At 46.7% G+C, this 21,851-nt stretch carries 23 protein-coding genes; 22 read left to right on the forward strand and 1 reads right to left on the reverse strand.

What is annotated here, in order from left to right; translation table 11 throughout:
• Positions 1-15: 15 nt before the first annotated feature.
• The 7 genes from flgK to AF331_RS23185 all read left to right on the forward strand — a co-directional run bounded on the left by flgK (position 16) and on the right by AF331_RS23185 (position 5,505).
• The gene (flgK, locus tag AF331_RS15770) at positions 16-1,593 is read left to right on the forward strand and encodes a flagellar hook-associated protein FlgK (protein ID WP_053429065.1); all 1,578 of its coding nucleotides are present in this window, start codon (positions 16-18) and stop codon (positions 1,591-1,593) included.
• Between the two features lie 15 nt (positions 1,594-1,608).
• Positions 1,609-2,514 (forward strand): flagellar hook-associated protein FlgL, encoded by a 906-nt coding sequence (flgL, locus tag AF331_RS15775; RefSeq protein ID WP_053429066.1) that lies wholly within the window; start codon positions 1,609-1,611, stop codon positions 2,512-2,514.
• Positions 2,515-2,574: 60 nt separating this feature from the next.
• Positions 2,575-3,156 (forward strand): DUF6470 family protein, encoded by a 582-nt coding sequence (locus AF331_RS15780; RefSeq protein ID WP_053429067.1) that lies wholly within the window; start codon positions 2,575-2,577, stop codon positions 3,154-3,156.
• A gap of 3 nt (positions 3,157-3,159) precedes the next feature.
• Positions 3,160-3,603, forward strand: coding sequence for a flagellar assembly protein FliW (gene fliW / locus AF331_RS15785; RefSeq protein WP_053429068.1), 444 nt, complete (start codon positions 3,160-3,162; stop codon positions 3,601-3,603).
• Positions 3,604-3,607: 4 nt separating this feature from the next.
• The gene (gene csrA / locus AF331_RS15790; protein ID WP_053429069.1) at positions 3,608-3,829 is read left to right on the forward strand and encodes a carbon storage regulator CsrA; all 222 of its coding nucleotides are present in this window, start codon (positions 3,608-3,610) and stop codon (positions 3,827-3,829) included.
• A gap of 155 nt (positions 3,830-3,984) precedes the next feature.
• Positions 3,985-5,052 (forward strand): flagellin N-terminal helical domain-containing protein, encoded by a 1,068-nt coding sequence (locus AF331_RS15795; protein WP_053429070.1) that lies wholly within the window; start codon positions 3,985-3,987, stop codon positions 5,050-5,052.
• 225 nt (positions 5,053-5,277) lie between these two features.
• Positions 5,278-5,505 carry a flagellin gene (locus AF331_RS23185; RefSeq protein WP_412177724.1) on the forward strand — a complete coding sequence of 76 codons (228 nt, stop codon included), beginning with the start codon at positions 5,278-5,280 and terminating at the stop codon, positions 5,503-5,505.
• 49 nt (positions 5,506-5,554) lie between these two features.
• Here AF331_RS23185 and AF331_RS15805 read toward each other — a convergent pair whose 3' ends face one another.
• Entirely contained in the window at positions 5,555-6,460 is a 906-nt protein-coding gene (locus AF331_RS15805; RefSeq protein WP_160316572.1) for an endonuclease, read from the reverse strand.
• A gap of 142 nt (positions 6,461-6,602) precedes the next feature.
• On the opposite strand from AF331_RS15805, the gene flaG reads away from it, so the two are divergent.
• The 15 genes from flaG (at position 6,603) to AF331_RS15880 (ending at position 21,795) form a co-directional block, all read left to right on the forward strand.
• Positions 6,603-6,944: a flagellar protein FlaG gene (gene flaG / locus AF331_RS15810; RefSeq protein WP_053429072.1), complete on the forward strand. Its 342-nt coding sequence runs from the start codon at positions 6,603-6,605 to the stop codon at positions 6,942-6,944.
• A gap of 27 nt (positions 6,945-6,971) precedes the next feature.
• Positions 6,972-8,468, forward strand: a complete 1,497-nt coding sequence (locus AF331_RS15815; RefSeq protein ID WP_082347030.1) for a flagellar hook-associated protein 2 — start codon at positions 6,972-6,974, stop codon at positions 8,466-8,468.
• A 21-nt stretch (positions 8,469-8,489) separates the two neighbouring features.
• Entirely contained in the window at positions 8,490-8,894 is a 405-nt protein-coding gene (gene fliS, locus AF331_RS15820; RefSeq protein WP_048006634.1) for a flagellar export chaperone FliS, read from the forward strand.
• A complete protein-coding gene (locus tag AF331_RS15825) occupies positions 8,894-9,235 on the forward strand; it encodes a flagellar protein FliT (RefSeq protein ID WP_053429074.1) in 342 nt (113 codons plus the stop codon). The genes fliS and AF331_RS15825 overlap by 1 nt, the downstream gene beginning before the upstream one ends.
• Before the next feature lie 140 nt (positions 9,236-9,375).
• Positions 9,376-9,888 carry a transposase gene (locus AF331_RS23190; protein WP_412177726.1) on the forward strand — a complete coding sequence of 171 codons (513 nt, stop codon included), beginning with the start codon at positions 9,376-9,378 and terminating at the stop codon, positions 9,886-9,888.
• A gap of 267 nt (positions 9,889-10,155) precedes the next feature.
• Entirely contained in the window at positions 10,156-10,737 is a 582-nt protein-coding gene (gene hpf / locus AF331_RS15835) for a ribosome hibernation-promoting factor, HPF/YfiA family (RefSeq protein WP_048006637.1), read from the forward strand.
• 170 nt (positions 10,738-10,907) lie between these two features.
• Entirely contained in the window at positions 10,908-11,744 is an 837-nt protein-coding gene (locus AF331_RS15840; RefSeq protein ID WP_053429076.1) for a DUF1028 domain-containing protein, read from the forward strand.
• A 129-nt stretch (positions 11,745-11,873) separates the two neighbouring features.
• The gene (locus tag AF331_RS15845; protein ID WP_053429077.1) at positions 11,874-12,986 is read left to right on the forward strand and encodes a YecA family protein; all 1,113 of its coding nucleotides are present in this window, start codon (positions 11,874-11,876) and stop codon (positions 12,984-12,986) included.
• Between the two features lie 237 nt (positions 12,987-13,223).
• A complete protein-coding gene (secA, locus tag AF331_RS15850) occupies positions 13,224-15,734 on the forward strand; it encodes a preprotein translocase subunit SecA (RefSeq protein ID WP_053429078.1) in 2,511 nt (836 codons plus the stop codon).
• Positions 15,735-15,810: 76 nt separating this feature from the next.
• A protein-coding gene (prfB, locus tag AF331_RS15855; RefSeq protein ID WP_152915672.1) for a peptide chain release factor 2 occupies positions 15,811-16,912 on the forward strand; the annotation gives its coding sequence in 2 pieces (ribosomal slippage) (positions 15,811-15,882 and positions 15,884-16,912; 1,101 coding nt in all).
• Between the two features lie 203 nt (positions 16,913-17,115).
• Positions 17,116-17,982 carry a YitT family protein gene (locus tag AF331_RS15860; protein ID WP_053429080.1) on the forward strand — a complete coding sequence of 289 codons (867 nt, stop codon included), beginning with the start codon at positions 17,116-17,118 and terminating at the stop codon, positions 17,980-17,982.
• A 65-nt stretch (positions 17,983-18,047) separates the two neighbouring features.
• Positions 18,048-18,356 (forward strand): cytochrome c551, encoded by a 309-nt coding sequence (gene cccB, locus AF331_RS15865; RefSeq protein WP_048006643.1) that lies wholly within the window; start codon positions 18,048-18,050, stop codon positions 18,354-18,356.
• Positions 18,357-18,827: 471 nt separating this feature from the next.
• Positions 18,828-19,514 (forward strand): cell division ATP-binding protein FtsE, encoded by a 687-nt coding sequence (gene ftsE, locus AF331_RS15870; protein ID WP_053429081.1) that lies wholly within the window; start codon positions 18,828-18,830, stop codon positions 19,512-19,514.
• On the forward strand, positions 19,504-20,388 hold the full coding sequence (gene ftsX / locus AF331_RS15875; RefSeq protein ID WP_048006645.1) for a permease-like cell division protein FtsX: 885 nt from the start codon (positions 19,504-19,506) through the stop codon (positions 20,386-20,388). The genes ftsE and ftsX overlap by 11 nt, the downstream gene beginning before the upstream one ends.
• Positions 20,389-20,427: 39 nt before the next feature.
• Positions 20,428-21,795: a murein hydrolase activator EnvC family protein gene (locus AF331_RS15880; RefSeq protein ID WP_053429082.1), complete on the forward strand. Its 1,368-nt coding sequence runs from the start codon at positions 20,428-20,430 to the stop codon at positions 21,793-21,795.
• Positions 21,796-21,851 lie beyond the last annotated feature (56 nt).

Genomic DNA, 21,851 nt, shown 5'->3' on the forward strand with positions numbered 1-21,851 from the left:
AACGGAGGCATCAAGATGCGATCCACATTCATGGGCCTTGAAACAGCCAAACGGGGCATGTACACCCAGCAGGGAGCCCTTTATACGACCGGACATAATATTTCGAATGCCAACACACCGGGCTATTCCCGTCAACGCGTCAACTTCAACCCTACGGAAGCTTTCCCATCCCCGGGCTTTAACAGTCCCAAAATTCCCGGACAGCTCGGTACAGGAGTCGAAGCGGGTTCGATCCAGCGAGTAAGGGATTCCTTCCTTGACCTGCAGTACCGCAATGAAAACAATAAGCTCGGATACTGGGAAAACAAGATGGAATCCATGCAGAAGATGGAAGAAATCATGAACGAACCTTCTGAATCTGGATTGTCCAGTACAATGGACTCTTTCTGGAAGTCCCTGCAGGATTTGGCGAGTGATACATCGAATACCGGCGCACGTTCCGTTGTCATCCAACGCGGAAAAGCCGTGGCAGAAACATTTAACTATTTGTCCACATCACTGACAAGCGTCAGAAAAGACCTTCAAAATGAACTTGCCGTGACTGAAAAGCAAATCAATTCCCTCACAAGGCAGATCGATCAAGTGAACAAGCAGATTGCCGAAGTAGAACCACACGGCTATCTTCCAAATGATCTGTACGATGAGCGTGATCGCTTATTGGATCAACTCTCAACCCTTGTGCCAATCAAGACCAGCTACCAATCGAATGGTGGAGCTTCCTCTGCTATAGCAGAAGGCTCGGTATCTGTGAATCTCGTTGGGAAAGATGGAGACTTTGCCATCAAACTGGTAGATAAGGCCGGTGTGAATGAACTCTCCCTTTCGATCAAAGGACCGCAAGAATCAGTCGACTCTGTCAAGATCGGCAATCAAACCCTGGACATCAACAGCTTCCTCAGCCAAGGGGAAGGAAAACTTCGTGGTTTGATCGATTCATATGGGTATACGAATAAAGATGGAAAAGCCACGGGATCCTATGTGGCCATGCTCGATGAACTTGACAATATGGCTTATGTATTTGCAAAAGCATTCAATGAACAGCATCAGCAAGGTCTCACAGTGGCGCAGATGGAAGATCCGAACTTCGATCCTGAAAACTTTGAGTCGACTACGCCGAAATTCTTCAAGGATGGAAAGGCCCCTGGTGCGGATCTTGAAGACGTAAATAAAGAAGGCTTCGCCCAGCGGATCCAGATCGCGGATGAAATGAGCAACCCTGATAATATCGCCACAGCAGGAACCGGAAATCCGACAGCAGGTGATACCTCGAATGTTCAAAAGCTGGCTGATCTCATTACAACAACAAAGCTGCCATACGGCGAAAAGGAATCTTCCTTCCAAGGCCATTTTGAATCTGTCATCGGTAAAATGGCGGTTGAATCCCAGGAGTCCGTCAAGCTTACCAAAAACTCAAACGTCCTTCGTTCCTCCGTCGACGAACGCCGCATGTCCGTAAGCGGTGTATCCCTTGATGAAGAAATGACCGATATGATCAAATTCCAGCATGCCTACAATGCTTCTGCCCGGATGATCACCCTACAGGACGAAATGCTCGACAAAATCATCAACGGCATGGGAACCGTTGGAAGATAAGCAGGTGAATGAACCATGCGCGTAACCCAAAGCATGCTGACCAACAACTCTATGAGGAACCTCAGCTCCTCTTACAGCCGGATGGGCCAGCTTCAAGATCAACTCTCCACCGGTAAAAAGATCACCCGTCCCTCAGACGATCCAGTCGTCGCCATGAAGGGAATGTTCTACCGCTCCAATGTAAGCGGGGTGGAGCAGTATAAGCGGAATTTGTCTGAATTGTACTTGTGGATGGATAATTCGGAGGCAGGATTAGAACAAGGTAACCAAGGCCTCCAACGTGTCCGGGAGTTGGTTCTCCAAGGAAAGAATGGCACTCTTTCAGAAGATGATAAGAAAGCCGTAGCCGCTGAAATTGGACAGATCAAGCAGGATATGATCACCATCGCTGAAACGAAGGTCGGCAGTCGCTACATCTACCACGGTACCGACGTGAATCATTCACCAATCAAGGACAAAGCACCAGCAGACGGTAGTGCACCACAGGTGGCTGATAACCTCAGGGATGCCGCCATCGGTGATTATATTGTAGAGGTGTCCCCTGGAGTTACCCTTAAGGCAAATGTCACGCCGGGTAAAGTTTTTAATCAGGAGATGTTTGACACGCTCCATTCCATTCAGAAAGCGTTTGAGTCGAATGATGACACGGACCTAGATGGCATGCTAAATAAACTTGACGGTGTTATTGAAAAACTATCCTCGGAACGATCCGACCTAGGTGCTCGATACAATCGTTTAGAAATGGTTGATGACCGTCTTTCTCAACAAGAAACAATGGCGAAGCGCATCATGTCTGATAATGAAGACGCTGAAATTGAGAGAGTCATTACTGATTTAAAATCACAGGAAAGCGTCCACCGTGCAGCACTCAGTGTCGGGGCAAGAATCATGCAGCCGACCTTGATGGACTTTTTACGATAAGTTAAATAAAGGGACCGACCATCCGCGGTCGGTCCCTTTTACCATAGAGAGGTGAACAGGATGAATGTCCCGCAAATCCGTATCCAATCAACGAATGCCGCGATATCTATTGAGACCACTCCGGGTCAATTCGATATGCAGCAACCAAATGCCACTGTAGATATCCAGCAGCCGCAAGCTAAGATGGATATTGAGCGAACTCCGTCCAAACTAACCATCGATCAATCAGAAGCCAGGGCCGATATGGATCTAAAATCGATCAGAAGGCGGATTGAAGACTTTGCGAATCAAGGCTATCAGGACTGGCTCGAGGGCATGGCGCGCGTCTCGGGGGACGGCGATGAGCTCATGATGATCGAAAACGGTGGAAATGCCTTGGCCGAACAGGCGGACCGCAACAGTGCGAGTCCGATTTATGACTTTAATATAGGCTTCATCCCATCGGCCGGCAGCGTCAAAATCGGGTACGATCCGGGAAGCGTAAGGGTGAACATTGAGCCCCAACGGGTCATCAACAATACCCGGACGAATAAACCGATCGTTGACTTCACTCCTGCCAAGGTAAACATCGGTATGCAGAGATATGCGGACCTCAAAATCGACTGGGTCGCACCAGGTGAAAATCTAAACAAAGGAATGTGACATATGAACATCCAAACAGCCTATCACGGCAACATCACTGTCAATGACGAAGAACTACTTTCATTCATAAAAGGTATACCCGGCTTCCATGATGAAAACGAATTTGCCCTGCTTCCCCTTGAAGGGAATGAATGGTTTCAAGTTCTCCAGTCCACCTCGACGCCAGACCTTGCTTTCATCACAACAAATCCGTTTCTCTTTTTCCCTGAATATGATTTCGAACTTGATGGCGCAAGTCTAGATCAACTTGGTAATCCGACAACAGAAGATATTCAAGTCCTTTCAATCCTTACAGTAAAAGACCCATTCAAGGAATCGACAGCCAATCTCCAGGCACCAATTATCATAAACACAGTGAAGAAAAGTGGGAAGCAAGTCATCTTAACGGACACCAACTACCGCACCCAACACCAAATCTTGGCACAGCCAGCCGGAAAGAAGGGGTGACCGCATGCTCGTACTCACCAGGAAAACCGGCGAAAGCATCCAAATCGGAGACAACATTGAAATCAAAGTCGTCTCGATCCAAGGAGACCAAATCAAACTCGGCATCGATGCTCCTAAACACATAGACATCCACCGAAAGGAAGTCTATCTATCCATTCAAGAACAAAACACCGAAGCCTCAAAAGGCATCCTAAACCTACTAAACCTCCTCCCGAAAAACGAATAAAAAGTTTTTTCAAAACGACTAAACACCCAGGAAAAACGACCGATACTACTTATGTAAGCCAAAGAGGAAAGGGCGGCCGACCTCTTCCTCCCCGGCAAACCAAAACCAAACAGTTCACAAGGACGTGAACTCACTTTCAAGGAGGAAACAACAAAATGAGAATCAATCACAATATCGCTGCATTGAACACGCACCGTCAATTGAACAGTGCGACAAATGCTCAATCTAAATCAATGGAAAAACTTTCTTCAGGTCTTCGTATCAACCGTGCAGGAGACGACGCTGCCGGACTAGCAATCTCTGAAAAAATGCGTGGGCAGATTCGTGGGTTGGATATGGCATCAAAGAATGCCCAAGATGGAATTTCTTTAATTCAGACAGCTGAAGGTGCTTTAAATGAAACTCATTCTATCCTACAGCGTATGCGTGAGTTAGCTGTACAATCCTCTAACGATACTAATACTGAGTCAGATAGAAAAGAACTACAAAAAGAAGTGGATCAATTAACTCAAGAAATTGATCGAATTGCTAATACTACAGAATTTAATACTCAAAAGTTACTTAATGGGGACAAAGCAGGACTACGTCCAGCATCAACTGGCAAAATAGAAGTTGCTTCTAACACTACTGCTTCAGTAACAGTATCTGCAGCAACTGATACTGATGCTCTTACTAAAACGGGAACAATAACAATTACGAGAACAGCTGAAGGTAAAGATGCTGACGATGCTACAAAAGACTTCACTATTGGAGATCCGTCAGGCACAAATGCTGCATTCACAACGGCGGATGATCTTACTGCTTTATCGGGATTCGGTGATGATCTAACTCTAGCTAATTTGGCTAATATGAAAGTTGGAGAAAGTGTAACTATTAGTATTCAGAAGAACGATGCAGGAAGTACTGATGCAAGTAATTCTTTATCTTTCCAAATTGGTGCTAATGAAGGACAAAACATACTAGTAGGAATAGACGACATGAGAGCAGATGCTCTTGGACTAAGAAATGGTGGAAACGCATTAGATATAACTGACTCTGAGAAAGCAACCGCAGCAGTCAAAACCATTAATAATGCTATCGAAAAAGTATCAAGTGAGCGCTCTAAATTAGGTGCAACTCAAAATCGCCTAGAACATACTATTAATAACCTTAATACATCTTCCGAAAACCTAACTGCCGCAGAATCCCGTGTTCGCGACGTAGATTATACTTTAGCTGCCTAAGCAGCAACAAGTACAGTCGTCCTGACTGGTAACGGTCAGTGATTATGATTGGGTGAATTGCTGGAAACCCCTTAGAGCTCTTCTTGCCACAGCGTAGTTGGAAACGACAGGCGCGATGGCTATGAGAAAAGAAGAGATTGGGCAATCAGCAGCCAAGCTCCTGTGGGGAAACCTTGGAGAAGGTTCAACGACTAGGATAGACCATCTAAAAGCTTGCTCATGATGATGAAATCCGTAGGTGAGCCAGTGTCCATCAGCACTGAGGATCCGAAGTGCCCAACCCCTTATATTGAGGGTGAAGATATAGTCTGGTCATTTATGAAAGTAAATGTTCGCACGATGGCGAAAGAAATGATGGAACAAACGAAGAATTCAATTCTTTCTCAAGCTGCTCAAGCTATGCTTGCGCAAGCAAACCAACAGCCACAAGGTGTGCTTCAACTTCTTCGTTAATTTTATGTTTAAAGGGGTCCTGGTCTCAGGGCCTCTTTTTTTATGTATCCTAGTTCATCAAAAAACATAGAGTTACTAATTGTCCCGTGTTTAACCCCGTAATATTCTTCAGGATTAAACAAATTTCCAAATTATTTGGTTTTATCACAACTTGGTAGGGTTTTATTTCTTGAGTTGAGAGCTCTTCTACTGTATTTAACAACACGTTTGAATAAAATCTCTCCCTTTTAATCTCATCGTATAGGGCTGTGAGAATAGATAGTTGCTCGTTTATTTCTTTAGTAGGGTGCTTCAATTTGAGTAATGTGGGTAGGTAAATCGTCGTCCGCTTGGAAGCGGCAATGCTGGGTTTAATAGTATTGAAACGTATTAGCTTGCGGTGCATTCCTGGGATTAAATAAGGAGTGATCAGATGGAGAAAATAGAAAATCTGAAATTGGTCGTACAATAGTAATCGGTTTTGACCGTCCAGAGCAAAATGCAGATTGAATCTATTATAGAGAAGGTTTATTAAAAATTTGTTTTCTACATGAGTAAAACTCTCTGTAGATAATATGATCTTGCGAGGAATTTCATTTTCTTTTTTCAAGTGTCCGTCATCCTGATACCACCATGCCAACGCTAAAGTATCAAGATGCCTGCTGATATAATCATGCGGAAGACTTTTTTTGTTGTCAGGGTACCAAATCGAGCGAAGGGTTGTAATTAGAGGGTTGGATTTGGACTGAACATAGTATGACTCTGAGAATCCCTTCTTAATTCTTGGATCCATTGATCTTTTGTAAGCAGGGGGAGATAGAGGTATATATGGATTTAAAGAGTGATAGCAATAAAAACACCATTCCTTATCCTTGGCTGCATGATTGAAAGCGAATCGTGGCTTCCTTCCCGCTTGTTGTGTGATGGATCCGTCGCCTAATAGCTTACCGCACAGCATTGAATGAATAGAAGTCAAGATCATCCCACCCTTCATTAACAGAACGAATGTTCCTATAACATAATAGTAACCCCCTTATTAGTGAACTTGCAAGAAAGACTAAACTTTCTCTCGGAAATGACCGATATTATTTCTATAATAACCAGGAGGGTTTCAGGCTATGGCAGGTGGAACAATTGGGATACACACTCAACAAAAAGTAAGCAACTACATGAACGAGTTGATACATAATGTAAGGGTAGAGGAGAAGCAGTCCGCACCAATAGAGAAACCTGTTTCAGAAACATCCGTAAAGACTGCATTGAACGGTATGAACGAATTTGTATCGTCGGCCAATACTCATCTGAAATTTGAATATCATGACCGACTCAATGAGTATTATGTAACCATCGTGGATGATATTACTCAAGAAATAGTCAAAGAGATTCCCGCAAAAAAATTCTTAGATATGCATGCAGATATGGCTGAATTTATGGGATTAGTAGTAGATAAGAAAGCGTAAAGGAAGGAAGTGTAGTTCTTGGCGAATATGAGAGTGGGCGGACTCGCCAGTGGTATGGATACCGATCAAATCATCAGCGACTTGATGAAGGCAGAGCGAATCCCTTTAGATAAATTGAATCAAAAGAAGCAGTATCTCGAGTGGCAGCGTGATGACTACCGGGAAATGAATAGCCAAATGCTCAATTTCAGTAATATGATCTTTGATGGTGTCATGAAGCAGGCGACATACATCCAAAAGACGGTAAATATATCTAACCCGAATGACATTTCAATTAAGAATCTGGCATCAACTTCCGACTTTAATGGAACGATCAAAGTTGAGAAACTGGCAACCTCTGCAACTATGTATGGTCAGCAAGTAGATGCAGGTTTTGACCCAAAGAAAAAACTAAGCGACTCCTTGCAATTAACAGGTCAACAAACCATTAAAGTGAAGGCTATTAATGCAGATGGTACAATGCCGGATAAATTCACGGAGATTGCATTCGACCCAACGGCAGAAACAATGGAAAGCCTTCTTTCGAAAATCAACTCGAAAACCGGGGTCACCATGTTTTTTGATGAAAAGACGAAACAGATGTCTGTGATGAGTAAAAATAGTGGGAGTGGGGGTTCTGAAGCTGAAATTCAGCTGGAAGGAGATTTCTTCGGGAAAATGGGCCTTGATGCTACGAATGTAATGGCAAAAGATGCAGGAAGAGGATCGGTTGGAGAAAACGCCATTTTTACCTATAACGGCATGAAGACAGAGCGATCTTCCAACACCTTCGTTATTAACGGAGTAGAAATAACCCTGAAGAATGCCTCCAACACGAACGTAACCTTCTCTTCGGCACCAGACGTGGATAAAATCATGGAATCCATCGTCAAGTTTGTAGATGAATACAACAAACTGATCGAAAAGGTCAACGGCGAAGTGAACAAATCGAAGTTCCGTGACTTTCAGCCTCTAACATCTGAACAGAAGAAGGATATGTCGGAAGATGAAATTAAGCTGTGGGAAGAAAAAGCCCGGAGCGGAACTCTCCGCAATGATTCAGTCCTCACATCTGGATTGAACAAAATGCGTACAGATCTATATACATCGGTCTCTGGTGGGAGCAAGGATGTTAATCAGCTTACACAAATAGGAATCAAAACGTCTAGTAACTACCTTGACCGAGGGAAGTTAATCATAGATGAATCCAAGCTCAAAGAAGCCATCTCAAAAGATCCGAACGCCATTTATGATCTTTTTGCCAAGAATGGTACAACCTCGGCTGAGCAGGGGATTGCACGTAGGATGAGGGATACACTTAAATCAACCATGGAAAATGTCGAAAAGAAAGCTGGGAAAACTTCAGCTGTGAACGATACATTTTCAATCGGAAAGTTACTGAAGAACATGGATTCGCAAATCACGCGATTTGAAGAGCGTATGAAGCAGGTCGAAACCCGTTACTGGAGCCAATTTACGGCTATGGAAAAAGCAGTACAACGAGCAAATTCCCAGTCTGCTTATCTCATGCAACAGTTCTCATAATTGAAATAAAGGAGTGTCACCATGGCCATCAACAACCCATATGCCGCATACCAGAATAACTCGGTCAATACCGCGGCACCAGGGGAACTCACCCTTATGCTCTACAATGGCTGCCTGAAGTTTCTTCACATTGCAAAACAAGCCATAAACGAAAAAAACATTGAATTGAAAAACACCAATATCCAAAAGTCTCAAGCGATTATTCACGAACTTATGGTCACATTGGATCCGAATGTCGAAGTCTCGAAGAATCTCCTGTCATTATACGAATACATCAATCACCGACTGACTGAAGCCAACATTAAAAACGACCTGTCTATCTTGGAAGAAGTAGAGGGCTATGTCACTGACTTCCGGAATACATGGAAACAAGTAATTCAGATGAATCGCCAAAAGCAATACGCTGGCCAGAGTGGACAAGCGTAATGAGCGCTGTCCTTGAATGCCACGGCATTACGAAACAGCTGAAAACCCTCTTGGATGGAGAAGACGACCGTGAGTCTAAGATTAATACCATCGATAGCCTTCTAGTGGAAAGAGAGCAGCTTTTGCCCTCAATCACTCCACCGTACTCTTTAGAGGAACAGCGAATGGGAAAAGAAATCGTCCTATGGAACAAACAGATCGATCAAAAGTTGGCGCGTTTGAAGATTGATATAAAGCGGGATATGAATGGCATTAGTAAAACAAAAACGACCGTTCAGAGATATACTAATCCGTATGAGTCAATGCAGACAGATGGAATGTTTTATGATAAACGGAATTAGACCTCTCTTGATTGGGAGGTTTTTTCGTTTCATTTGGAGGGTTTTGTGGGAGATTGTCGAATACAGAATCTAACTAATATTGAGAGGAGCTTGATATGCCAAGACCTAAATGAATTTGGACACCCGGAGGGACCTATCATATTACGGCAAGAGGAAACCGGAAAAGCAACTTATTCAGAGATAAAAAGGACTACCAGCATTATTTGGCATTACTGCACACAGCCCTTCAACGTTACCCCACTGATCTCCACGCTTATTGCCTTATGCCCAATCACCTTCACCTCATTCTCGGCACCATCAACCACACCCCGACTGAATTAATTCATTACCTACACTCAGTCTATGCCCGCTACTTCAACCACCGCTACGATTACGTCGGCCATCTAATCCAAGGCAGATTCTATTTAAAACAAATCCGCAATCACAAACAACTCCTTGACACAAGTGCCTACATTCACCTCAACCCTGTAAAAGCAAACTATACGAAACTACCGGAAGATTACCTGTGGAGTAGCTACGGGGCTTTCCTTACCCCAACCAAGTCAACAATCATATACATGGATAAGATTCTATCGCTACTGGGAGAGAATCCTCATCGGAAATATCAATTATTTGTTGAAACCAAGCGAAAGATTAATGCATGGAATATTTAACAAATGACTTAGATACTCTTTGAGTGAGCCAGGCACAAAAAGGCAAAAAGGTGCCAGGCACAAAAAGGCTATAATCCACCACCCCTCGACAAACCCCGCCAATCTACCCCACAACACCCCCCCCAATCCCCAAATCCCCGCCACCAATCTACCATTTTCTACACCACCTCCACAATATTGACAAATAATTAAGAAAGTTTAAGCAGGAATACGAAAGGGAATGCAGAATATATACAACATAGCTTTATTTTTAAAGGAGGAGTTTACATGTTGAATTACAACATTCGTGGCGAGAACATTGAGGTAACTCCAGCTATTCGAGAACACGTGGAGAAGAAGATCAGTAAGTTGGAGCGTTATTTCAATGAAACTCCTGATGCAAATGTGCACGTTAACTTGAAAGTCTATCCTGATAAAAATACCAAGACGGAAGTGACGATCCCGATGCCGAATCTGGTGCTTCGCGCAGAAGAGCGGAACACGGATATGTATGCGGCGATCGATTTAATAGTCGATAAGCTTGAGCGTCAGATCCGCAAGCATAAGACGCGGGTGAACCGCAAGATGCGTGAGAAGGGCAGTCCGAAAGAGTTCTTCGCGGCTCAGGAGGATCTTGGGAATGTGGCACCGAACGGGGTGGCAGAGCCTGAGGTGGATGAGCTCGAGGATGATACGGAAGTAGTGCGTACGAAGAATTTCAATCTGAAGCCGATGGACAGCGAGGAAGCGATCCTTCAGATGAATATGCTCGGGCACACGTTCTTTATCTTCACGGATGCGGAGACGAATGCAACGAATATCGTATACAAGCGTAGAGACGGCAAGTATGGCCTGATCGAAACGCATTAATGAATAGCCAAGGGTCCTGCGGTCTCACCAGACCGCAGGACCCTTTCCGTTTACGGGAAGGCGTCCGACCCGCACGCTAAGCGGTGTAGCAAAACACCTCAACGTCGTGACGCACACATAGTCCTGCAGGACATGATCTGCACAACCCACCATAAAGGAGGAACCCAAACATGACCTACTCCATCGTCGCCCATGACCCCGAAACCCAGGAATGGGGCATTGCCGTCCAGTCCAAATTCCTGGCTGTCGGTTCCGTCGTCCCGTTTGCCAAAGCAGGCGGTGGCGCCATCGCCACCCAGTCCTATGCCAATACCGCTTATGGTCCTGAAGCACTCCGTCTCCTCGAAGAAGGAAAGACGGCAGAGGAAACATTAGAGCTCATCACAAAAGACGATCCTGAACGCCATCTGCGCCAGGTGGGAATCATCGACGCCCATGGCAATCCGGCCACGTATACTGGGGAAGGCTGCTATGACTGGGCTGGGGGGATGATCGGGGAGCATGTGGCCGTTCAGGGGAATATCCTTGTCGATGAACAAACGGTGCAGGTCATGCTCGATACCTTCGAAGCAACCAATGGCTCCCTTGCTGAAAGGCTTCTCACCGCCCTGATTGCCGGACAGGATGCGGGTGGAGACTCGAGGGGGATGCAGTCTGCGGCCCTTCTCGTCGTCAAAGAAGAGGGCGGCTACGGAGGATTCAATGATCGCTACATCGATCTTCGTGTGGACGACCATCCATCGCCGATCGAGGAGCTGAAACGGATTTTCCGCATGCACCAGCTCTACTTCAAACCGTCCGATTCCGGCCGGGTCGTCCTGATTGAAGGGACGCTCCGTGATGAATTGGACAGGGAACTGACGCGCTTAGGGTACAAGGACCCTCAGAAGTCGCTGCATAAGAGCCTGACGGATTATCTTCATACAGAGAACTTCGAGATGCGGGAGCAGGATGAAAGCTATATCGACCTTGATGTCCTCGATTTCATGAAAAATCAGGGGTGTTAAAGAGACGGGAACCAGCCTGGAACAGGGGCTGGTTCTTTTTTCTTGCGATAAAACGGTTTATAGTAAGGCTTACTTGTTATATAATGAATGTTTGTGTGAAGGTCGTGAACTATTTTGGAGGTAACAACAATGAATGAGGTAACAGGAATGAATACAGTTGGACGAAATGAACCTTGCCCTTGTGGCAGCGGGAAAAAATATAAGAAATGTCACGGAAAAGAAAATGCCATCGATATCGATGCGCTGGTCAAGCAGGAGCTGGATGTACTTCAGGCACAGGCGTATGATTTCATTGCGACGACGCAATCACCCCACATGGAGGAGCTGTATCATCAGTATCTTTCCAAGATGGAGCTGATGAAGGCCGATCCCGATATTTATGAGATGGCGTTCGTGAGCTGGTATGGGGTGACCCAGAAGGATGAGGAAGGGCTTCGTCTCATCGACCGGTTCGTGGACAAGCAGACGGTGACCCGTCCACAGACGGCAGAACGTCTTGAGTCTTGGAAGAAGGTACGGATCACAGCGGGTAGCGTGGAGAAGGTCGATGACGAGACGCTTCGCGTGACGGAAGCCATCACGGGCGATGAGCTGTTGGTGAAAGAAGCGTTCGGACACATGGAAGAGGGCAGCTTCTTCCTTGGGCTTCTGCTGCCGAATGGCGACAGCTACATCCCGTTCGCTCAGTACTTCATCTATCCGATCATTCAGAAAGGGGCTTCGGAGATGGTGAAGATCCGCTTCGAGCAAGGCGAGTTTGACGACTTGCAAGAGTACCTTGCCGGGCAGTATCTTGAGCTTGCAGACGTCGGCTTCGTCCTGTACGGTGCCGAGAAGCGCAAGGCTGCGAAAACGCCTGCCCCGACAGAGGAGAAAGAGGAGACGACGGGAGCCATCGAAGGCGTCGAGATCTGGAAGACCCCTGAGTACATAGAGGCCATCAAGGCCCTTCAGGATTACCTGGAGGAAAAAGGGGAGAACAAGAAGGAGAGCGCCCTTCTGGTTGCGGTGCTTGAGAAGTACTTCTACACGGAGCGTCCGACGATCCGCAATCCGAAGATCTATTCAGGTGCCATGGTCGATATGGCAAAGAATATCGACGACATCAGCATCCGTCACGTGCAGAAGGAGCTTGCCGAGCATTTCGACGTGTCGGCCAACAGCATCTCGAGACGGAGCAAGCAGATCTGGGAGAGCTACCAGGACACCGTGTACAGCATGTTGAAGGAACAAAAGGCTTAAGACATAAAAGGAGACCGCCCTTTCATACAGAAGTGGCGGTCTTTTTACAAGGGTCCCATTTTCCCAATATGTTGTAACCCCCCTATGATAGTGGTAAGATTAGTAGGTATACGCATGAAGGAATTCAAGGACTCTGTCTCGAATAAGGATAGAGCACATTTCTCATGGGAATCTCATGTAAGACGTTTATAATGGATGAAGCCCTCACCGTAAACACAGATAAAGGAGCGTTTATGAATGCTTGGATTATTGAATAAAGTGTTTGATGGAAATAAAAGAGAAATCAAGAAGCTCGAAAAGCTTGCTGATCAAATAGAAGCCCTCGGTCCTGAAATGGAGCGCCTGACGGATGATCAAATCCGTGAGCGTACGGTCCGCTTCCAGGAGCGTTATCAAAAAGGGGAAGAACTCGATGATATGCTCGTCGAGGCGTTTGCCGTTGTTCGTGAAGCGGCACGCCGTGTACTCGGTCTTTATCCGTATCGCGTCCAGCTCATGGGGGGTGCCGCCCTTCATGGAGGAAACATCTCCGAAATGAAAACCGGTGAAGGTAAAACATTGACGGCGACGATGCCGGTCTACCTGAATGCCATCACAGGCAAAGGCGTCCACGTGGTCACGGTCAATGAATACCTGGCCAGTCGTGATGCCGAAGAAATGGGAAGACTGTATGAGTTCCTCGGTCTTTCCGTCGGGTTGAACCTCAACTCCATGGGGAAAGAAGAGAAGCGCGAAGCATACGGCGCCGACATCACCTACGGTACGAACAATGAATTCGGGTTCGACTACCTGCGTGATAACATGGTCCTTTACAAAGAGCAGATGGTACAGCGCCCCCTTCACTTCGCCGTGATCGATGAGGTCGACTCCATCTTGATCGATGAAGCCCGTACGCCGCTTATCATTTCCGGTAACGCACAGCGTACGCCTCAGCTCTACATCCAGGCGAACGCCGTCGTGCGCACCCTGAACAAAGAGGACGATTTTACGTATGATGAGAAGACGAAGAGCGTCCAGCTGACCGAAGACGGGATCAGCAAGGTCGAGAAGGCATTCCACATCGACAACCTCTTCGATATCACCCACGTCACCCTGAACCACCATATCACCCAAGCGCTGAAAGCTCATGTGAGCATGCACCGCGACGTGGACTATGTGGTACAGGAAGGCGAAATCATCATCGTCGATTCCTTCACGGGACGTTTGATGAAAGGACGCCGCTACAGCGACGGTCTCCATCAGTCCATCGAAGCGAAGGAAGGCCTGGAGATCCAGAACGAAAGCATGACCATGGCCACCATCACATTCCAGAACTACTTCCGTATGTACGAAAAGCTTTCCGGTATGACCGGTACGGCGAAGACGGAAGAAGAGGAATTCCGCAATATTTATAACATGAACGTCATCGTCATCCCGACGAATAAGGAAATCGTCCGTGATGACCGTGCCGACTTGATCTATGCGTCCATGGAAGGGAAGTTCCTTGCAGTGGTCGAGGATATCAAGGAGCGTCATGAGAAGGGGCAGCCGGTCCTCGTCGGTACAGTCGCCGTTGAGACATCCGAGCTCATCTCGAAGCTCCTGACGAAAAAAGGCGTACGCCATAACGTCCTCAACGCGAAGAACCACGGTCGTGAGGCGGAAATCATCCTGGAAGCGGGACAACCTGGATCCGTTACGATTGCCACGAACATGGCCGGTCGTGGTACGGATATCAAACTGGGTGAAGGCGTCATCGAACTTGGCGGACTGGCCGTCATCGGTACAGAACGTCACGAATCCCGCCGGATCGATAACCAGCTCCGTGGACGTTCCGGACGTCAAGGGGACCCGGGTGTCACTCAATTCTATCTTTCCATGGAAGATGAGCTGATGCGCCGCTTCGGCTCCGACAACATGAAGAGCATGATGGAGCGCCTCGGGATGGATGATACACAGCCGATCCAAAGCAAGATGGTCAGCCGTGCCGTTGAGTCCGCCCAGAAACGGGTCGAGGGGAATAACTTCGATGCCCGTAAGCAGCTCCTTCAATATGATGATGTCCTTCGCCAACAGCGTGAGATCATCTACAAGCAGCGTTATGAAGTCATCGACTCAGAAAACCTCCGCGACATCGTGGACGGCATGATCAAATCGGTCATCGAGCGTCAGGTGGCTGCCCATACGCAGGAAGAAGAGATGGAAAGCTGGAACCTTCAAGGTCTCATTGATTACGTCAATGCCAACCTGCTCCCTGAAGGTGAAGTCAATGAAAACGAGCTTCGCGGCAAAGAGCCGGAAGAGATCGTCGACATCATCTTCCAGGATGTCCATCACCAGCTTAATGAAAAAGAAGACGATATGTCTGAAGAGCAGATGCGTGAGTTCGAGAAAGTCATCCTTCTCCGCGCTGTCGACCAAAAGTGGATCGATCATATCGATGCCATGGATCAGCTCAGACAGGGTATCCACCTCCGTGCGTACGGTCAGACCGATCCGCTGCGTGAATATCAGCATGAAGGTTTCGCCATGTTCGAGAACATGATCATCTCCATCGAGGAAGATGTCGCGAAATACATCATGAAGGCTGAAATCAAAAACAACCTTGAGCGCCAGGAAGTGGCCAAAGGCCAGGCCGTCAACCCGAAGGAAGACGGTGAGAAGGCGAAAAGGAAGCCCCTCCGCCGCAAGGAAAGCATCGGACGAAATGATCCATGCCCATGCGGAAGCGGGAAAAAATATAAGCACTGCCACGGGATAACCGGATAAGAGGAAAACTGCCTGGAGCCCTGCTCCGGGTACTTTTCTGAAAAGAAGGACCCGAATACTACTAGAGGTGAATAAAATGGAACATGCAGAAATTCGATCAGAGTTAGAAAAATCAGCTAAGACATTAGCGGACTTCAGGGGGTCTCTTTGACTTAGAAAACAAAGAGGCACGAATCCAGGAGCTCGATGAAATCATGGTCCAACCCGATTTCTGGGATGACCAACAAAAAGCACAAGGCTTGATCAATGAAGGGAACGGCCTGAAAGATCTCGTGAATGAATACAAGGCACTCCTTGAATCTCATGAGAATCTCGAGCTGACCCTCGAACTATTGAAGGAAGAGCCCGATGCAGAGCTTCAAGAGGAGCTTGAAGGCGAGCTTGAAGAGCTCATCACCCGTTTGAATGACTACGAACTTCAGCTTCTACTCAGTGAAGAACATGATAAAAATAATGCCATCCTTGAGCTTCATCCGGGTGCTGGTGGTACCGAGTCACAGGACTGGGGCTCCATGCTTCTCCGTATGTACACGCGCTGGGCAGAGAAACGCGGATTCAAAGTGGAAACCCTGGATTATCTTCCAGGCGATGAAGCCGGGATCAAGAGCGTCACGCTCGGCATCAAGGGGCATAACGCCTACGGCTATCTGAAAGCGGAAAAAGGCGTTCACCGTCTGGTCCGTATCTCGCCGTTCGATTCGTCAGGCCGTCGTCACACGTCCTTCGTGTCATGTGAGGTCATGCCGGAATTCAATGAAGAGATCAACATCGAAATCCGTACAGAGGATCTGAAGATCGATACGTACCGTGCAAGTGGTGCCGGTGGTCAGCATATCAATACGACCGACTCCGCCGTACGGATCACGCATCTTCCGACGAACGTCGTCGTGACCTGTCAGTCCGAGCGTTCACAGATCAAGAACCGTGAGTCAGCCATGAAGATGCTGAAAGCGAAGCTTTATCAGCGCAGGATCGAAGAGCAGGAGCAAGAGCTTGCCGAAATCCGCGGAGAGCAGAAAGAGATCGGCTGGGGAAGCCAGATCCGTTCGTACGTATTCCATCCGTACTCCATGGTGAAAGATCACCGTACGAATACGGAATCAGGAAATGTTCAAGGGGTCATGGACGGAGATCTTGATCCGTTCATCAACGCGTACCTGCGTTCGAAAATCCAATAAGACTGAGGCCGGTCCCAAAAGGGATCGGCCTTTTTTCATCCCGACGCACTACCACTTTAATACGGCATTGGACTGTCATTTACACTACCCCGGCCCCATGCTATACTCTCAAAGGTTGATATGGAGGGGATTTACGCCCCTGCATGCAAAGCATTTGAATTACTCATACTAACGTAACGGATAAAAAAGGAGTCGGGAGATACATGGTATTGAAGGGGAGAGGGCGGAATATAGATCCAGCCCGGGAGAAATGGCTTGAATATGTATTTGTAATCATCGGCTCGGCCATCGTGGCCATTGCCTTCAACGTGTTCCTACTGCCGAATGAAGTAGCCTCCGGCGGGGTGAGCGGAATATCCACGATCTTGAAAGGGGTCCTAGATTGGAAGCCAGCGTATGTGCAATGGGCGTTCAATATCCCCTTATTCATTGCCGGATTGATTTTCCTCGGTCTTCAGTTCGGAGTGAAAACAGCGATCGGAACCATTTTTCTTCCATTAGTTGTATTCCTCACAGAGAGCTGGGAGCCTTGGACGACGGATCCCCTTCTCGGAGCGCTATTTGGCGGAATCGGAGTCGGTTTAGGTTTAGGAATCGTCTTCAGGGGGAAAGCATCTACTGGAGGGACCGATCTGGCAGCTCAGATCGTCAATAAATTTACCGGTCTTTCCCTTGGTACATGTGTAGCCCTCATCGATGGGATGATCGTCCTTTCGGCGGCCATCGTCTTCGATATCGAGCGTGGTCTCTACGCCCTCATCGGCCTATACGTGACAAGCAAGACGATCGACCTCGTCCAGGTCGGCATCAGCCGGTCGAAGATGGCGCTGGTCATCACGAACAAACAGGAAGAGATCCGTGAAGGGATCCTGCATAAGATCGATCGCGGTGTGACAAAACTATCAGCATACGGTGGTTATACCGATGATGAACGCCCGATCCTTATGGTCGTCGTCGATCAAACGGAATTCACAAAACTGAAACAACTGGTCAAAACCATTGATCCATCAGCATTTGTCGTCACCATGGATGCTTCAGAGGTCCTGGGGGAAGGTTTCAAACGGGTCTAACGCTGGTATAATGATCGTATAATGAGGAAGTGGACCTCACTAAATTTTTCCTAGGGGGAGAATGAATGAAGAAGAAACTCATTGGTGCCCTCCTTGGCGCTTCACTTGTCCTCGCTGCTTGTGGCAACGACGAAAGTACGGAAACAAGTACCGGCCAGGTAGATCCCGAGAAGATCGTCAACAACAAGTGTACAAGCTGTCATGGTGGCAACCTTGAAGGAGGCATGGGGCCTGCTCTCAATAATGTGGGTGAGAGGCTCAGCAAGGATGAAATCCTTCACGTCATTGAAAACGGAAAAGGCCAAATGCCGAAGAACCTGATCAAAGGTGAAGAGGCGGATGCCGTTGCCGAATGGCTTTCCAACAAAAAATAACGCACTATCAAGAAGGATCCCTTAGTGGATTCTTCTTACCCCAATCCTTTCTTTAAGATTATATTACAAACCCCGAAACACCTTGACCGCCCCTATCATTCGTCAGAATATTCCTTTTTTTATAACCAACTCTCCTACTGCAAACCTCTTATCTATCAACGTTTTTCCCTATAACCCATCCAGGTATCATGATCAGTACTTATTACCAGGTACTAGTCAAATCCTCCTATCAAACACATGAAAACCCTTTAAAAACCCTATGAAAAAAGGGATATATTACACATTTACCCTTTTCTTGAAACGAAACTGTAATAATTTTTTTCCTTAACATCGAAAGAAGTGATGTTATAATAATTTTCGGGAGCACGATTCGAGTTTTTTCACCAAAGCGTGTCTAATGTGAGAATCATCCCGACGAGTACATATGACCGACAGCCAAGAGGGGAACTACATAAAAAATTAGGTGATTGAATGATCGAAATGAAAGACGTATATAAGCAGTACTCCAATGGGGTCATGGCTGCGAATGGTTTCAACGTCAGCATCAAACAAGGAGAGTTTGTTTATGTCGTTGGGCCGAGTGGGGCCGGTAAGTCGACCTTCATTAAGATGATGTACCGTGAAGAGAAGCCGACCAAAGGCGATATCATCGTGAACGGTATCAATCTAGCGAAATTGAAGAATGGTAGAGTTCCTTACCTCAGAAGAAATGTAGGGGTCGTCTTCCAGGATTTCAAACTGCTTCCTAAAATGAACGTATATGAAAACATTGCCTTCGCACTTGAAGTCATTGAAGAGCACCCGAAGAATATCAAGAAGCGTGTCATGGAAGTGTTGGATCTCGTAGGACTCAAACATAAGGCAAGGATGCTGCCGGATGAATTGTCCGGAGGAGAACAGCAGAGGGTATCGATTGCACGATCAATCGTCAACACCCCGAAGCTGGTCATTGCCGATGAGCCGACCGGGAACCTTGACCCGGAGACCTCTTGGGACATCATGAATATATTTGAAGAAATCAGCAACCGTGGGACTACGGTCATCATGGCTACTCATAACCGGGAAATCGTAAATACAATCAAGCACCGAGTCATTGCCATCGAAAACGGCAGGATCGTGCGAGACGAACAGCGAGGTGACTACGGTTATGAAAGCTAGAACGTATGGCCGGCATTTCAGGGAAAGTTTCAAGAGTATCGGACGTAACGGCTGGATGACCTTTGCATCGGTCAGTGCAGTGACGGTGACGCTCCTATTGGTAGGAGTATTCGTCGTACTGATGCTCAATATGAACAAAGTCGCGACAGACATCGAGAAGGACGTAGAAGTACGGGTACTCCTCGATATCGGAACGACAAAAGAACAATCGCAGGAAATCAACGATAAAATTGAAAAACTCAACGGAGTGGAATCGATCGAGTATTCTTCGAAAGAAGATGAACTCAAGAATCTTGTGAAGGATATGGGAGATGACTTCCGACTCTTTGAACAGGATAATCCACTATCCGATGTCTATGTAGTAAAAGCGACCAACCCAGTCGAAACCGGTAAAATCGCAAAAGAGATCAGCACGTATGATCACGTCGATGAAGCCTTATACGGGGAAGCGAAAGTTGAGAAGTTATTCAATGTATTGGAAATGAGCAGGAACGTGGGGCTTGTCCTCATCATCGGTCTATTATTCACGGCGATGTTCCTCATCTCGAATACGATTAAAATCACGATTGTTGCCAGAAGAAGAGAAATCGAAATAATGAAACTGGTCGGTGCAACCAACTGGTTCGTACGCTGGCCATTCATACTGGAAGGGCTTTGGCTCGGAATCCTAGGTTCTATTATCCCGATTGCTCTTGTTACAACAGGCTATTACTACGCATACGAGTTTATTAAACCAAAACTACAAGGTCACTTTATTCAGGTATTAGATTTTACCCCGTTCATCTACCAGGTAAACGGATTGATCCTATTGATGGGTTGTCTCATAGGGGCATGGGGAAGCTTCATGTCCGTCCGTAAATTCTTGAGAGTGTAAAATTTGATAGGTTGATAGAAGCTGAAAGGAGCATGCCGCTTGAACAGGAAGTATTTCGTCTCATTATCCATCGCAGCAGTATTGACAATCGGAGGTCTTGGCACCTCTGCAAGCGCCCACTCTTCAGTGGACGATCTGAAGAAGCAGCAGGATGACGTTTCTTCAAAGAAAGAGGAAGTCAACGGTAAAATCGATTCTAAGAAGTCTGAGATCAATGATAATGTCAGCAAACAAAAAGATATCCAAGGACAGATCGATGTACTTGGTAAACAACTGAACGATACAGAATCAAAGATCAAAGACAAAGAGAAAGAAATCGATGATACGACCGCTGAAATCAATAAGCTTAAAGAAGAGATCGAGGTATTGAAGCAAAAGATCGAAGAGCGTAATGAACTTCTTAAAGAGCGTGCGCGTGCCATCCAGGAAAAAGGCGGATCAGCTAACTATGTAGACGTCCTTCTTGGAGCTGACAGCTTCGGAGACTTCGTCAACCGTGTAACAGCAGTCAACACGATCGTAAGTGCGGACAAAAAGATCATGGACGAGCAAAAGCGTGATCAAGAAGAACTTGAAAAGAAACAGAAACAGGTAGAAGAAAAGCTTGCGTCCCTTGAAAAGGATAAAGCGAGCCTTCAAACCTTGAAAAAAGAATTGGACAGTCAAAAAGCCGAAAAAGCCGAATTGTTCAAGCAGCTTGAAAAACAACAGAAATCTTTGGAAGTTGAAAAAGCTGACCTTCAACAAGAATCAGATGAGCTTTCCAAACGTGAAAAGAGCATCGAAGGTGAAATCCAGGCTGAACAAGAACGTCTGGCAGAACTTGCTCGTAAGCAAGAAGAAGAGCGTAAGCGTCAGGAAGCAGAAGCAGCCAAGAAGCGTGCAGCAGAGCAGGCAGCAGCTCAGGCAAGTGCAAGCAGCAGCTCATCATCATCTGCATCAGCCTCTTCAGCACCAGCCAAATCGGCCGCACCAGCACCTGCACCAACTGTCAGCTCAGGCGCATGGACTCGTCCGGCATCTGGAGCGATCACAACGAACTTTGGTACAGATATCCTGAACGGCAAGCCTCGTATGCACTGGGGTACTGATATTGCAGCACGCGGAAGTGTTCCGATCGTTGCAGCAGCTGATGGAATCGTCATCCGCAGCGAGTACAGCTCAAGCTACGGTAACGTTGTGTACATGACTCACTCCATCAACGGTAAAACTTTCACGACTGTATATGCTCATATGTCTTCTGCACTTGTGGGTAATGGTCAATCGGTCAAAAAAGGACAGCAGATCGGATACATGGGTGACACAGGTTACTCTTTCGGTCAGCATCTGCACTTCGAGCTTCACGCAGGACCTTGGAATGCAGCGAAATCCAATGCGGTCAACCCGCGTCAATACATCAACTTCTAATTCCCAAGCATCCCTTCCAATCGGAGGGGATGCTTTTTTGTGCAGATTTTGCGATG

It is taken from the genome of Rossellomorea marisflavi (assembly GCF_001274775.1).
Lineage (GTDB): Bacteria > Bacillota > Bacilli > Bacillales > Bacillaceae_B > Rossellomorea > Rossellomorea marisflavi.